Annotated in this window: 16 protein-coding genes and 1 pseudogene; 12 read left to right on the top strand and 5 right to left on the bottom strand. The window is 63.5% G+C overall.

Annotated features, from left to right (window positions below; all coding sequences use genetic code 11):
* Positions 1-103: 103 nt before the first annotated feature.
* From AAFX91_RS30400 to AAFX91_RS30375, 6 genes are all read left to right on the top strand, one after another.
* Positions 104-307, top strand: coding sequence for a hypothetical protein (locus tag AAFX91_RS30400; RefSeq protein ID WP_130580140.1), 204 nt, complete (start codon positions 104-106; stop codon positions 305-307).
* Between the two features lie 119 nt (positions 308-426).
* Entirely contained in the window at positions 427-675 is a 249-nt protein-coding gene (locus AAFX91_RS30395; protein ID WP_394569063.1) for a hypothetical protein, read from the top strand.
* Positions 676-945: 270 nt separating this feature from the next.
* Positions 946-2,235 carry a hemolysin family protein gene (locus AAFX91_RS30390; RefSeq protein ID WP_394569062.1) on the top strand — a complete coding sequence of 430 codons (1,290 nt, stop codon included), beginning with the start codon at positions 946-948 and terminating at the stop codon, positions 2,233-2,235.
* Positions 2,236-2,432: 197 nt separating this feature from the next.
* On the top strand, positions 2,433-3,032 hold the full coding sequence (locus AAFX91_RS30385; RefSeq protein WP_130580137.1) for a formyltransferase family protein: 600 nt from the start codon (positions 2,433-2,435) through the stop codon (positions 3,030-3,032).
* Positions 3,033-3,230: 198 nt separating this feature from the next.
* Complete coding sequence (locus tag AAFX91_RS30380) at positions 3,231-3,587, top strand: hypothetical protein (RefSeq protein ID WP_080663820.1); 357 nt, start codon at positions 3,231-3,233, stop codon at positions 3,585-3,587.
* A complete protein-coding gene (locus AAFX91_RS30375) occupies positions 3,532-4,083 on the top strand; it encodes a hypothetical protein (RefSeq protein ID WP_394569061.1) in 552 nt (183 codons plus the stop codon). The genes AAFX91_RS30380 and AAFX91_RS30375 overlap by 56 nt, the downstream gene beginning before the upstream one ends.
* 52 nt (positions 4,084-4,135) lie before the next feature.
* Here AAFX91_RS30375 and AAFX91_RS30370 read toward each other — a convergent pair.
* Positions 4,136-4,335, bottom strand: a pseudogene (locus AAFX91_RS30370) (hypothetical protein).
* A gap of 10 nt (positions 4,336-4,345) precedes the next feature.
* Positions 4,346-4,744 carry a RidA family protein gene (locus AAFX91_RS30365; protein WP_394569060.1) on the bottom strand — a complete coding sequence of 133 codons (399 nt, stop codon included), beginning with the start codon at positions 4,742-4,744 and terminating at the stop codon, positions 4,346-4,348.
* 265 nt (positions 4,745-5,009) lie between these two features.
* Here AAFX91_RS30365 and AAFX91_RS30360 point away from each other — a divergent pair, with 265 nt between their 5' ends.
* Positions 5,010-5,888 (top strand): DMT family transporter, encoded by an 879-nt coding sequence (locus tag AAFX91_RS30360; protein ID WP_394569059.1) that lies wholly within the window; start codon positions 5,010-5,012, stop codon positions 5,886-5,888.
* 183 nt (positions 5,889-6,071) lie between these two features.
* On the top strand, positions 6,072-7,682 hold the full coding sequence (locus tag AAFX91_RS30355) for a caspase family protein (RefSeq protein WP_394569058.1): 1,611 nt from the start codon (positions 6,072-6,074) through the stop codon (positions 7,680-7,682).
* On the opposite strand, the gene AAFX91_RS30350 is transcribed toward AAFX91_RS30355, so the two are convergent.
* Both AAFX91_RS30350 and cysK read right to left on the bottom strand, forming a co-directional pair.
* A complete protein-coding gene (locus AAFX91_RS30350) occupies positions 7,595-7,834 on the bottom strand; it encodes a BrnA antitoxin family protein (RefSeq protein ID WP_130580131.1) in 240 nt (79 codons plus the stop codon). The two genes, AAFX91_RS30355 and AAFX91_RS30350, sit on opposite strands and share 88 nt — an antisense overlap.
* Positions 7,835-7,836: 2 nt before the next feature.
* On the bottom strand, positions 7,837-8,814 hold the full coding sequence (gene cysK, locus AAFX91_RS30345; RefSeq protein WP_394569057.1) for a cysteine synthase A: 978 nt from the start codon (positions 8,812-8,814) through the stop codon (positions 7,837-7,839).
* Between the two features lie 232 nt (positions 8,815-9,046).
* Between cysK and AAFX91_RS30340 the strand changes: the two genes are divergently transcribed.
* Positions 9,047-9,262 carry a hypothetical protein gene (locus tag AAFX91_RS30340; RefSeq protein ID WP_282527124.1) on the top strand — a complete coding sequence of 72 codons (216 nt, stop codon included), beginning with the start codon at positions 9,047-9,049 and terminating at the stop codon, positions 9,260-9,262.
* Positions 9,263-9,323: 61 nt separating this feature from the next.
* Here the strand turns inward: AAFX91_RS30340 and tgt are convergent, their stop codons facing one another.
* Entirely contained in the window at positions 9,324-10,460 is a 1,137-nt protein-coding gene (gene tgt / locus AAFX91_RS30335; RefSeq protein ID WP_394569056.1) for a tRNA guanosine(34) transglycosylase Tgt, read from the bottom strand.
* Positions 10,461-10,715: 255 nt separating this feature from the next.
* Here tgt and AAFX91_RS30330 point away from each other — a divergent pair, with 255 nt between their 5' ends.
* The 3 genes from AAFX91_RS30330 (at position 10,716) to AAFX91_RS30320 (ending at position 13,830) form a co-directional block, all read left to right on the top strand.
* Positions 10,716-11,753, top strand: coding sequence for an aspartate-semialdehyde dehydrogenase (locus AAFX91_RS30330; protein WP_394569065.1), 1,038 nt, complete (start codon positions 10,716-10,718; stop codon positions 11,751-11,753).
* A gap of 100 nt (positions 11,754-11,853) precedes the next feature.
* The gene (locus tag AAFX91_RS30325) at positions 11,854-12,567 is read left to right on the top strand and encodes a TetR/AcrR family transcriptional regulator (RefSeq protein WP_394569064.1); all 714 of its coding nucleotides are present in this window, start codon (positions 11,854-11,856) and stop codon (positions 12,565-12,567) included.
* Positions 12,568-13,266: 699 nt separating this feature from the next.
* Positions 13,267-13,830: a PepSY domain-containing protein gene (locus AAFX91_RS30320; RefSeq protein ID WP_394569055.1), complete on the top strand. Its 564-nt coding sequence runs from the start codon at positions 13,267-13,269 to the stop codon at positions 13,828-13,830.
* The last annotated feature ends 116 nt before the right edge of the window (positions 13,831-13,946 follow it).

Raw genomic sequence — 13,946 nt, 5'->3', positions numbered from 1 at the left:
GCGCGAAACTACTTCGCCGTCGTCGCCATTGCCGCCACTCTGCTCTGGATAAGGTAACTGTCCACACGGCCTAGACAGGGCGCCGAAGAGCCGCGGTGCCGCCATGGAAAACAAGCTCGACCTGCCCACGATCATCGCCGCCGTCGTTGTCGCGGGCTACGCGGCGATCATGCTGGAATATGTTGCTCACGAGGATCTCGGCTTTTCCACCACGCAGATCCGGCACGTCGCGATGATCGCCGCGGTGCTTGCCGGCATGTGGGTCGCGATGGACATGCTGCGCTCGAATCCGGACGAGGTCGAATGAAGATGGCAATCCGGATGACCAGCGGCTTGAAATGCAACCCTGGCGCTATTTTGTCCTAGGTGTTCTGCGACGAATCGGACCTACTGGCATCTTGATCGATTCTCACGCGGTTTGGCGGCATGACCCAGCCAGAGATCTTGGATCAAGACATCCGCGTGCTGCAGGAATGGCTTCGTGCCGCCTGGCAGCAACTCGCCGACCCCTCGCTCACCGCTTTCGGCCGGCGCGAGCTGCGCAACCAGATGAAGCAGCACAACGCCGATTTGCGCGCCTGTCTCGCGCGCGTCACCGCGGCGCAACCGAAGCAGAGCGCGCAGCCGGAGCGCGGCTTCGCAAGACCGGAGATGCGGATTCTCGCTTGGCGCTAGACTTCTGATTCGATCAGAACCGAACATGCGCCAGGCCGTCAGGCCCGGAGCATCCATCTGCGTCGCTCTATCGCCAGCTATTGCGGTCGCCAAGTTTATACCGCCGCTCCCCGGCTTCACGATGTGACGCCCCTCACACCGACCCGAACCTGTGTTAACACCTTCGCGCGGCGCGGCTGTTCCGGACGGCGTCGGCAAGCCGCAGCCAAACCGGTTGCGCTTCCTATATGTTCGGTGCTGTCGCCGCTGAGCGTCAAAGAAGGTTTAATCGTGCTTTATCTGGAACTTGCGATCGTTTTTGTTCTGATCGTCGTCAATGGCCTGCTTGCGATGTCGGAACTGGCGATCGTCTCCTCCCGGCCGGCAAGGCTGGCGGGATTGGTCGAAAAAGGCGTGAGCGGCTCGCGGCAAGCGCTGGCGCTTTCATCGGACCCGGGCAAATTCCTTTCCACCGTGCAGATCGGCATTACCCTGATCGGGGTGCTCTCGGGCGCTTTTTCCGGGGCAACGCTTGGGCAGCGGGTGTCGCAATGGCTGCTGGGGCTCGGTGTCTCCCCGACGCTCGCCGATGCCGCCGGCGTCGGTCTTGTCGTCACCGTCATCACCTATGCCTCGCTGATCGTCGGCGAACTCGTGCCTAAGCAGATTGCGCTGCGCGATCCGGAAGCGATTGCAGTCAAGGTCGCGCCGGCCATGGTGTGGATGGCGAGGATCTCGCTGCCGCTGGTTTGGCTGCTCGACCGCTCCGGCAAGTCGCTGCTCTGGCTGCTCGGCCATGGCGGCGAAGCCGAAGAGAAGGTCAGCGAGGAAGAAATCAGGACGCTCGTGGTCGAAGCCGAAAATGCCGGCGTGCTCGAGCCCGGCGAAAAAGAGATGATCGCGGGCGTGATGCGGCTCGGAGATCTCCCAGTCGGCGCGGTGATGACGCCGCGCCACGAGGTCAGCTCGATCGACCTCTCCGATCCCCCTTCCGAGATCCATGCGACGCTGCTCAAGACCAACCATTCGCGCGCGGTCGTGTTCGACGGCAATCGCGACGTTGCACTTGGCATCGTGCAGGCCAAGGATCTGCTCGATGCGTATCTGTCCGGGGGAACGCCGGACATCCGCTCGCTGGTCCGTCAGGCGCCGGTGATTCCGGAGACCGTCGACGCACGCGACGTGATCGCGATCCTGCGCGATTCCGCCGTTCATATCGGGCTGGTGCACGATGAATACGGCACCTTCCAGGGCGTGGTGACGAGCGCCGACATCCTGGAAGCGATCGTCGGCGCGTTCCACACCGAGGAGGGGCCGGCCGAACCCGCCTCGGTCAAGCGCGATGACGGCTCCTACCTGATCTCGGGATGGATGCCGGCGCTCGAATTTGCCGACCTGCTCGGCATCACCCTGCCCTCGCCGCGGCCCTACCAGACCTTTGCGGGCTTCCTGCTGCAGGAATTCGGCGCCATCCCCAATGTTGGCGAGAAGGTCACGGCCCATGGCTGGCAGTTCGAGATCGTCGATCTCGACGGCCGGAGGATCGACAAGGCCTTGGCCAGCCGCGTGGAAGAGGCATGATCGAGCTCTCGTAGCCTGGGAACCCCACCGGTTCCCGGCCCCGCCATGACCGCTGTTGCGCACCCGTCCCATGCGCCAGACCGGCTCGCTGCAGCGCCGTTCTGTTGATAACCAGGAACTTCTCCATCCCCCGCGGCAGGACAATCGGCTGCCCTGTGCTATCGGCATAACGGCAAGATCAGGTACGGAACACAGATATGCGGATTACCCTCGTCGGTTCCCGCCATTTCGGCGTGGCGACCTTGAATATGCTGCGCCAACGCGAAGTCGATGTCGTCAGGGTCGTGGTGCACGATGGAGAAGACCGGCTGGCGGCGGCCGCCCGGGCCACAGGGATCGATGTGGTGGTGCAGGCCAATCCAAAGCTCGTCGTAGCCTCCGAGATCGCCCCCAACACCGATCTGATCGTAACGGCCCACAGCCACGCCCGCGTCAGCAAGGAAGCGCTGGCCGCCGCGAAACTCGGCGGGATCGGCTACCATCCCTCGCTACTGCCCCGGCATCGCGGCATGGCTGCCGTGGAATGGACCGTCAAGGAAGGCGATCCGATCGCCGGCGGCAGCATCTATCATCTCGCCGACCGCATGGATGCTGGCGCCATCGCGGCGCAGGACTGGGTGTTCGTCAAGAAGGGCGAAACCGCGCGAGAGCTCTGGGAGCGTGCGCTGGCGCCGCTGGGGCTCCGGCTGCTCGCCGAGGTGATCGACTACGGCAGAGCTCACGGCAGCCTTCCCGCCAAGCCGCAGGATGAGCAATTCGCGACCAAGGCACCGAGTCTCTCGGACGCCAGGCACTGAACGCCTAAGGTCTGCCGCAGGAATCGAACGCACCCTTCTCCCGGGTGCGCCGATTCACGATGCGCATTCACTATGCAAGTTCACCATGATGTGTTTGATCTCACAGGAACTTTTTGCCTTCCACAGGACGGCCCATTTTGAACACATTGTGTCCGGATAAGCTAAGTTGATCACATAAATTTCAAGGAAATCTGATCCATGCGTCCTGACCGCATTCGCGCGCTCTTGTTTGCGTCCTTTCTCGGTTCTGCTGCCCTGATTTCTGCCCCTGTTTCGGCCCAGCAGCCCTATGACGGCCTCTGGCAGGTCACCGTTGTCACCAAAACCGGAACCTGCGAGCCTTCGACCTCTTCCACGGTTACGGTCACGGACGGTCAAATCTCCGCGCCGGGCGCCGGCATCTCGGGCAGGGTCGGCCGTGAGGGCCTTGTGCGAGTCTCGATCAATGGTGCATATGCCAACGGACAGCTCAGTGGCAACTCCGGATCGGGGAAGTGGAATGGGGCATCAGCAGGCGTACCGTGCAGCGGTCGATGGGAAGCTTCCCGTCAGTAAGATCCACCGGACCTCGAAGCTGTTCCCCTCCGCACGGCGGCTGACCTTCGCGGCGGCATTTGCTGCGGCAACGTTTACAGTCTCCCCCAGCCATGCTCAGTCGGGCCCGTTTGCCGGAATGGCCGGCACTTGGTCTGGCGGTGGCAGCGTGACCTTGGACGGCGGCTCCAGGGAGCGCATCCGCTGCCGCGCCGTCTACCGCGTCGGCGGCGTCAACATGGCGATGTCGTTGACCTGCGCCAGCGACGCCTACAAGTTCAACCTGCAAGCCGATGTGGTCGCCCAGGGCGGCGCGATCTCCGGCAACTGGACCGAGGCCAGCCGCGGGATCAGCGGCAGCCTGCAGGGCCGCGGTGGCGGCGGTAATTTCCAGGTGGCCGCCAATGCCGGCGGGTTTAACGCCAACCTCAGCATGCGGACGAGCGGCAACAAGCAATCCGTTAGCATCAGGGCCGACAACGGGTTCCGTGAAGCGAACATCTCGCTCTCGAGATAGCTCGCGCGCGCCGGTCGCCCGCGGAAGCGGGCGACATATTCAGGAAACCCGTTCAGCTCGTCTTCGGCTTCGCCAGCCGCTCGGCAGTGTCCTTGATGGTCTTAGCGATCAGCAGGGCCTGCTCCTTGTTGAACGCAAAATCCTGCACGCCTTTGTGCGTCGTCAGCGACAGCACCATGATATCGGGCTGATGTTCGGCCAGCCGGTGGCGAAGCCGGTCACGATATCCGCTGACGTCTTACGGTTTGCCATTCTCACCACCCTATGCCACGGGGACGAAGGCGGTGACTTCGATCTCGACCTTGGCGCGTTGATCGACCAGGCCGTCGATATAAAGCAAGGTGGATGGCGGGAAGTTGCGCCCCAACGTCTCCTTCCAGGCCGCGCCGATCCCGGCGCCCGCAGCCTCGTATTCAGCGCGATTGGTCAGGTACCAGCTCAGGCGCACGATGTGCTCAGGCCCGGCGCCGGCTTCGCTCAAGAGCTTGATGATCCGCTTCAGTGCAGTGGCGACCTGCGCTGCCATGTCCGGCGCGTAATCGCCCTTGTCATCGCCGCCGGTCTGGCCCGCCAGCACGATCCATTTGCCTGATGCGTCGAAGCTGACGCCGTGCGAGAAGCCGCGGGGTTTCGACCATTCGGCCGGTTGCAAGACACGCATGAATTTATCCTCCCAGATCATGATCCGATTAGACGGAATCGGATCATGATCTCATCTCTTTGTTTGAGCATGATCTTTTCGGAAAACCGGTTTCCACTTTTCCGGATCATGCTCGAATGCGGGACGATGCTTAGCACCGAACGGACGGTCACGGCAAAGCTGAAGGACCTGCATCGCTGCCTTCCCGGAATTGCGAGTTGCAAATCGCGTGGGCCTCGCCGATACGGATGTTCCCGCTCGCCCCCTCTCCTTTTCCGCATCACCGATGGACCGCACCCCTTCCAAGACCAAGGCCGCGCTGTGGATGGCAGGCTGGCTCACGCTGATGCTGGTGATTGCGATTTCCGGCCGCGAAGCCATGCGGGACATGAACGTGTTTCAGCTCATGGAAGCGCGCTCGATCCTCGGCTTCTTCATGCTCTACCCGCTGATCCACGCGAGTGGCGGATTTTCGATCCTGAAGACCGCGCGCGTGCACATGCACATCGCGCGCAATTTGATCCATTACGGCGCGCAGCTCGGCTGGTTCTTCGCGCTGACGCTGATCCCGATCGGCCAGGTGGTGGCGATCGAATTCACGATGCCGATCTGGACAGCGATCCTCGCGGCAGCCTTCCTCGGCGAGCGCATGACGATGTGGAAGATCACGGCGATCGTGCTCGGCCTGATCGGCGTGATCATCATCGTCCGCCCCGCCACGGGCGAGATCAATCCGGGCCAACTGATCGCGCTTGCGGCTGCCGTGGGTTTCGGCATCTCGGTTGCGATGGTGAAGTCGCTGACCCGCACCGAGCAGACGCTGGCGATCATCTTCTGGATGCTGGTCGTGCAGTCGGCCGCGGGCCTGTTGCCATCGCTCTATGTCTGGACATGGCCGCCGGCGCATGTCTGGGTTTGGGTGGTCCTGATCGCCTTCTGCGGCACTTTCTCGCACTACTGCATGGCGCGCGCGCTGCTGCACGCGGATGCGACCGTCGTGATTCCGATGGATTTCCTGCGGGTGCCGCTGACCGCGACGGCGGGCTGGCTGATCTATTCGGAACGGCTCGATCTGTTCACCGTGCTCGGCGCGGTGCTGATCCTGGCCGGCAATCTCTTGAACTTGAAACCGAACGCGCCGGCTCACGCCCGCGCGGGGACCTGACGTTCGACGCGGTTGTGACGTAGATCACGTAGCCGCGGCGCGTTTCATGGCATGCTTTATGGCAACGCGATTCTCTCGTCGGCCGCAGCGGTACTCTTGTGCTGCGCGAACGGTGGTGTTTTCGTGTAGGCTGACGCAACGCGATAGAGCCAAAGTCTTTTCGATTCTGCTGGGGGATTTCAAATGCGCACCCTTACCCTGCTCGCCTCGCTGATCTGCGTGGCGCTGACCGCAACCGCCGCCCAAGCCGACAGACGCGTCGCCTTCGTCGTCGGCAACGGCGCCTACAAGAACGTGACGCCGCTGCCCAATCCGACCATGGACGCCAAGTCGATGGCGAGCGCATTGCGCAATGTCGGATTCGAAGTGGTCGAGGGCACCAACCTCACCCGCGACAAAATGACCGAGAAGCTGCTCGACTTCGGCAAGAAGGCGCAAGGCGCCGATATCGCGGTGTTCTACTATGCCGGCCACGGCATCGCGATCGGCGGCACCAACTATCTTCTGCCTGTCGATGCCGACATCAAGTCGGAGATGGACGTTAAGCTCGGCGCTGCCATCAACATCGACCTCACGCTCGACCAGACCATGAGTGACGCCAAGGTCAAGCTGGTGTTTCTTGATGCCTGCCGCGACAATCCGTTCGCCGCCAAGATCAAGTCGAACTCGCCGACCCGCAGCGTCAACGTGCAGACCGGCCTCGCCGAAATGAAATCCGGCGAAGGCACGCTGATCGCGTTCGCGACCGGCCCGGGCCAGACCGCGCTCGACGGCCAGGAAGGCGCCAACAGCCCGTTCACACGCGCGCTGATCACCAACATCACCCAGCCCGGCGTCGAGATCCAGCAGGCGATGACCAAGGTCCGCGCCCAGGTCAATGAGGAGACCAGCAAGGGCCAGTTGCCTTGGGGCCACACCAACCTGATCGGCTCGGTCTATCTCAACGGCGCGCCGGCGAACAACCCGGCCACCGCGGGGGGCACGCCTGCGGCATCGACCGCGGTTGCAGCCGCGCCGAGCTCGGATGTCGAGCTCGAGTTCTGGCGTTCGATCAAGGACTCCAACAAGTCCGAAGAGTTCAACGCCTATCTCTCGAGCTATCCGAACGGCCAGTTCCGCTCGCTTGCGCTGGCCCGCATCGCCGCGCTTGAGAGCGGTGCGGCGCCGAGCACGCAGACGCGCAACCTCACCGCCGGCATCGATCCGGCGACCTTCACCGAGGAAGCAAGCCAGGTCACCGAGGACCAGATCGGCCTCGACAAGGGCCAGCGCCGCGACGTGCAGCGCCGCCTCAACGGGCTCGGCTTCGACGTCAAGGCCACGGGCAAGTTCGACGAGCCGACCCGCGCCGTGATCACGCGCTGGCAGGCCGCGCGCGGCTATCCCAAGAGCGGCTACCTCAACAGGCTGCAGCACAAGGCGCTGCTGACCGAGGTCGTGGCGACCACGTCGACCAACTCGAGCGATGAAGAGCGCCCGCGGCGCCGCGCCAGCAGCGGTGGTGGCGGCAGCGCTCCCCCGCCCGCCCGCCCGCCACCACGGCGGTGGCATCGATCCGGGAGCTGCCTTCGTCGGCGGCGTCGTGGGCGGCATGCTGGGCGGCGCGTTCCGTCGCTGACGCCCTTGCAACATCCAACGAAAAGCCCGGCTCGCGCCGGGCTTTTTCTGGTTTCTGGCGGCTCCTCGTTGGAGCTATTTCGTTGGAGCTACTTCCCCGCCGCCTTGCGCAACGCCTCGTTGATGCGGTCCTGCCAGCCCGGGCCGCTCTCCTGGAACCATTCCAGCACGTCCTGATCGATGCGCAGCGTGACCTGCTCTTTCACTCCGGGAGCGGCGTTCTTCTTCGGCAGCGCTTCGGCCACCTTGGTGGTGGCGCGCTTGAACGCCGCCTCCGCCTCGCTGCGGGCGTCGTTCAGCGTGCGCGGTCGCCTGGGTTGATCGGCCATTGCTAGATTCCTTCAAACAGCACCGTCGATAGATAGCGCTCGGCGAACGACGGCACCACCGCCAAGATGGTCTTGCCCGCCGCTTCCGGCCGCTTGCCGATCTCAAGCGCCGCGGCGATCGCCGCACCCGAGGAGATGCCGCCTGGAATGCCCTCGTTGCGCGCCAGTGCGCGCGAGGTCTCGATTGCGGTCGTGCTATTGACCTTGACGATTTCGTCGATCACGGAACGATCGAGGATGTCAGGAACGAAACCAGCGCCGATGCCCTGGATCTTGTGCGGCGAATGCTGGCCGCCTGACAGCACCGGACTCTCCTCAGGCTCGACCGCAACGATACGCAGCGACGGCTTGCGCGGCTTCAACACCTGCCCGACGCCCGTGATAGTGCCGCCGGTGCCGACGCCTGCGACGAAGTAGTCGATGTTTCCGCCGGTATCGTTCCAGATCTCCTCCGCCGTGGTGCGACGATGGATCTCGGGGTTGGCGAGGTTCTTGAACTGCTGCGGCATCACCGCATTGGGCGTCGTGCGCACCAGCTCTTCCGCGGCCGCGATCGAGCCTTTCATGCCCTGCGCCGCCGGCGTCAGCACGAGCTCGGCGCCGAGGAACGCCAGCATCTTGCGGCGCTCGATTGACATCGATTCCGGCATCACCAGTTTCAGCCGATAGCCGCGCGAGGCCGCAACGAACGCCAGCGCGATGCCGGTATTGCCTGAGGTCGGCTCGATCAGCACGGTGTCGGCATTGATGATGCCGGCCTTCTCCATCGCGATGATCATCGCCGCGCCGATACGATCCTTCACGCTCGCCGCCGGATTGAAATATTCCAGCTTAGCGAGGATCGTCGCGTGCGCGCCGTGGGCCTGCGGCAACCGACGCAGGCGGACGATCGGCGTGTTGCCGATCGCATCCACGATGGAGTCATAGACCAGCCCTCGTCCCGGTCGTTGCACTGCACGCGTAGTTGAAGGCGCATCCATCGCGGGGCTCCCTGACAAAAATGTGCCGCGAAAATCGCGGTTCTCGTTAGTTAGGAACGGAGCACGCCGCAGCGCAAGAAGGGAAATAATCGATTAACAAATCGCTGCATCGCAATAGCGAAATGTTTCTAAATCGCGATAAACCAACGTATTTGTGTTGCGACAACGTCAAATAAATCGGTGTATAAGTTACCCCTGAGTTAAACACCCCACAGATCGCCAGGAGGTCACGATGACAGCAATCGCTGAAATCCCGTCGACCATCGCGGTTCGTCCGGACCCGCGCGGGTGCGATCTGCCGACCTGTCCGGTGTGCGCAGACTCCATGATAGCCGCGGAAGCGTCCGCCTATCTGCACGACTATATCATCAGCTATCTCTGGACCTGCGACACCTGCGGTTACGGTTTCGTGACCAAGCACTCGGTCAAGCGCTTCGCCTGCAACTGATAACATAGCGTTTTCGAGCGAAGTGGAGACCGGTTCGCGTGAAGAAAACGCGTCAGTCAACCTAAAGCTTCGTAGCGATGTCACCGCGCGCCCAGTCGGCGCGCGTTTGCTCTTGGAAGTCCTCAAAACTTCCGCCTGCGATCGCGGCGCGAATGTCCTGCATGAGCTGCTGGTAATAGGCGATGTTGATTTCCGACAGCAGCATCGCCCCAAGCGTCTCGCCCGATTTCACGAGGTGATGCAGATAGGCGCGCGAATAGCTGCGCGCGGAAGGCCACGCGCTCTCTTCATCCAGCGGACGCGGATCGTCGGCGTGTCGTGCGTTGCGCAGGTTCACCGGCCCGAACCGGGTGAACGCCACGCCGTGGCGTCCGTTCCGCGTCGGCATCACGCAGTCGAACATGTCGATGCCGCGCGCGACTGCTTCCAGGAGGTCCTCGGGCGTGCCGACGCCCATCAGATAGCGCGGACGGTCCGCGGACAGCACCGGCGCAGTCTCCTCGATCATCGCCAGCATCACCGCCTGCGGCTCGCCGACCGCAAGCCCTCCGATCGCGTAACCGTGAAAACCGATCTCGACCAGCTCCTTGGCGCTCTGCCTGCGCAGCTCCGGCACATCGCCGCCCTGCACGATGCCGAACAGCATGTAGCCGTGAGGTGCGGTCTCGAACGCGCGCTTGCTGCGCTCGGCCCAGCGCAGCGACAGCCGCATCGCGCGCTCGATATCGTCGCGCTCCGCCGGCAATCGCACGCATTCATCCATCTGCATCGCAATGTCGGAGCCGAGCAACCGCTGCACCTCGATCGAGCGCTCCGGCGACAGCTCGACCTTGGCGCCATCAATATGCGAGCGGAACGTCACGGCGTTCTCGCTGACCTTGCGCAGCTCCGACAGCGACATCACCTGGAAGCCGCCGGAGTCCGTCAGCATCGGCCCGTTCCAGCCGGTGAACGTCTGCAGGCCGCCCAGGGCTGCGATGCGCTCGGCACCAGGCCGCAGCATCAAATGATAGGTGTTGCCGAGCACGATGTCGGCGCCGGCATCGCGCACCTCGCGCCAGTGCATGCCCTTCATCGCGCCGGCGGTGCCGACCGGCATGAAGGCCGGCGTGCGCACCACGCCATGCGGCGTGGTCAGCCGGCCGGTACGGGCATTACCGTCTGTCGCGAGCAATTCGAAATGATTGGGAAGGTCCATGCGGCCGCTTATGGCGTGACAAAGGCCCCTGTTCAACCGCGTTGACGGCGATTTCCGGCTGGAATGCCGTTGACGGAGCCCAAAACCTCCCGCATAAGTTCCACCACCATGATCATCGCGACCAAACGCACCACCACGACCAAAAAGCTCTCCGGGGCCTTGGGAGGCGTGCGCGCGTAGTCGGACCGACCGCATCATCTCAAACCGAAGCCCCGCCTGATGAAGGTCCGGGGCTTTTTTTATTGCCCAATCCTGATGGAGATTCCCGTGAAGTACGATCCCGTTGTTGCCATTGCCGGCGTGACCGGCGCCGTCGGTGCCGAGTTCATCGCCACCATGGACCGGCGCGGCTTTCCCGTGCGCAAGCTGAAGCCGCTGGCGAGCAGCCGTTCGGCGGGCAAGACCATCGACTTCCGCGGGCAAAAGCTCGTCATCGAGGAGCTCAATGAGCGCTCGTTCGAGGGCGTCGACATCGCCCTGTTCTCGGCCGGCAGCGGCGTCTCGAAGAAGTTCGCGCCGATCGCGGTGAAGGCCGGCGCCGTCGTCGTCGACAATTCCTCCGCCTTCCGCATGGACCCCAACGTGCCGCTGGTGATCCCGGAGATCAACGCGTCCCGCATCCGCGAGCACAAGGGCATCATCGCCGTCCCGAACTGCGCGGCGATCACTGCGCTGGTGCCGCTCTGGCCGATCCATCAGAACAACCGCATCAAGCGCGTGATCATCTCGACCTACCAGGCCGCAAGCGGCGCCGGCGCTGCGGCAATGGAGGAGCTGGTGGAATCGACCCGCGCCAATCTGAACGGACAGGTCTATACGCCGAAGGTGATGCCGCACCCTTACGCCTTCAACCTGTTCAACCACAACACCGCCGTCGATCCCGAGACCGGCTACAACGGTGAGGAGACCAAGGTCATCAACGAGACCCGCAAGATATTCGAAGACGACAGAATCGCAGTCGGCGTCACCTGCGTCCGCGTGCCGGTGCTGCGCGCGCATTGCGAGGCCATCACCTTCGAATGCGAGAAGCCGATCAGCGAGGACCAGGTGCGCGCGCTTCTTGCGACCGCGCCGGGCGTGCGGATCGTAGACGATCGCGCCGCCAATTACTTCCCGATGCCGATCGATGCCTCCGGCCAGGACGACGTGCTGGTCGGCCGCATCCGCAAGGATCTGAGCGACCCCAGCGGCCATTCGATCTCGATATTCGTGGCAGCCGACCAGCTCTTGAAGGGCGCCGCGCTGAACGCGGTCCAGATCGCGGAGCTGTTGCCCGAGCGCGTGATGGCATGAGGCCGGCGCCGCCGGCAGATTGGCAATGACGGCTGCACGGCGGCACGATATAGAGCTGAGGTACAGTAGCGCAGACAGGACGGAACCACTGACGAGGTTAATGGCACGGGCGGCACGGCAGAGCGTTGCGAAATCTCGCGGCGGCCGCCCGACAAAAAGCGCCGCCATCCAGCGCGACCTGCGGCTGATCGAGGTTGCCACCCGGCTTTTTCTGGAGCGCGGCTTCGAGGCGACGTCGATCGACGCCGTCGCTGAAACGGCGCGGGTCAGCAAGCCCACCGTCTACGCCCGCTATCGCGACAAGCGCGGCCTGTTCGAGGCCGTGCTGCGGCGCGAGATTGCGCGCTGGCTCTCTCCGCTCTCGACAGCGGCGGAAATGCAGTGCAGCGATGTTTCCGGCGTTTCCGTCGAGCAAGTTCTCCTCGATCTCGCGCGGCAGATGCTCGATTTGATCAGCGGGCCCGAGCCGGGGGCTCTGGGCCGCATCGTGGCGGCGCAGGCAACCAATTTTCCCGAGCTCGCAAGGCTCGCCGAGGAAGAAGGCTACCTGAAAGCCGTCTCGACGATGACCCGTCTGTTTGATCGCCTGGTCGCCGAGGGGGCGGTCCAAATCGAGGACACGACGATCGCCGCCGAGGTCTACCTCAACATCACCGTCGGCCACACCTTCCGGCAAGCGACCAACGGCATTCCAATTGACCGGAAGGCTGAGGAAAAACGCTTGCGGGCTTCCTTGCGGCTTTTGATGACCGGCATCGGCGGACCTGGCGGTCGGCCGCAGAAATCCGGCGCACGCACCCGCCCGCCCCGCTGACATCTCGATAAGCCATGCCCGACGCCGCGGGCAGCCCCGCGATTTGCGTGGCTCCCCGGCACCCGAGAGCTATTGACGATAACTAAACGATACCGTACGGTTTAGTTAAGTGAGCCGGCGATGTCTGCCGCACCTGATGTCACCCAGTGCTCACGCCGTCGCAGACTTCGATCGGCGCAACCTGTGTCTTCCTGGCCCCCAAGCCGGCTTGCGCTGTTCGGACGGCCGACCCGGACACGGGTCGGCCGTGTCCTTTCGGCGCCCGAACGCGACGCGCGGTAGTCGTCCCGACCAGGAAGGATCCTCTCATTGGCCCCCGCCCTGTTGCAAAGATGCATCCAACTCGTGGTCGTCGGTCTTGCGATTACGGCGCTGTCATGCACAGCGCGAGCCGGTGCAGAAGATCGGGGAACGCCGGAAGAGCGCGAGGCCTGCACACCCGATGTCTTCCGATTTTGCTCCGGTTCCATCCCGGACACCGACCAGATTGTTTCGTGCCTTCACGCAAATAAGCGGCGGTTGAGCGAAAAATGCCGCGGTGTGATGTCGGTTCGGAACTCAAAAATGCCGGATCGAAGTACCAAATGATGAGAGATGCACGTCTGCAGATCAGATGCTTTGAGTCACGGAGGAGGATCGATGGTGAGTCCGCGTACGCTCTCCACGAGGGCGATGTCCAGAACGACACGGCATCTGCTCGTGATCGGTCTGCTGACGCTGCTCGCATCCGCGCCCTCGTTCGCTGTCGCCGCCCCTTCTGCTCCTGAGGCTTCTTCCGGCCAGGAGCAGGCAACGGAGCCTGACGACAAGGCGGTCGCCCACCAAATAGAGCTGTTCCGGACCGCCCAGGTCTCGCTCAGCCGGGCCATCGAGATCGCCGAGCGGGCGCATACCGGCGCGAGGACCTCCGATGTCAGCTTCGATGGGGGATCGGGTGCGCCGGTGTACCGGGTCAGGACGTTTCATGACGGCCAGCTCTGGGAACATGCCATCGATGCTGCCACCGGCGAGATCTCGACGGATCAGCTGGTGTCGTCCCTGAAGGAACTCAATGCGGAGGACCGCACCAATATCGCCTCGCTGTCGGGTGTTGACCAGCAGTTATCGGATGCAGTGCGGGTGGCGGAACGCGCCGCCTCGGGCAAGGCAATCAGCGGAGGCCTGACACGCGAACGCGGCAAGCTGAGCTTCGTGGTCATCATCGTCAGCGGACTGGATCTGAAGCAGGTCATCCTCGAACCGCCCCGCCGCAAGGGGCGTTGAGGCTCAACCCTTCTCCCCTTGTGGGAGAAGGTGGCGCGGTGGTCCTGACCGGCTACATGGGTAACAGAATAGACCGGCGACATGGGTAACAGGTCAACTGGTCGGCAAGGAGGACC

This window comes from Bradyrhizobium sp. 31Argb, assembly GCF_043638955.1.
Lineage (GTDB): Bacteria > Pseudomonadota > Alphaproteobacteria > Rhizobiales > Xanthobacteraceae > Bradyrhizobium.
This window is presented reverse-complemented; position numbering and strand designations above follow the sequence as displayed.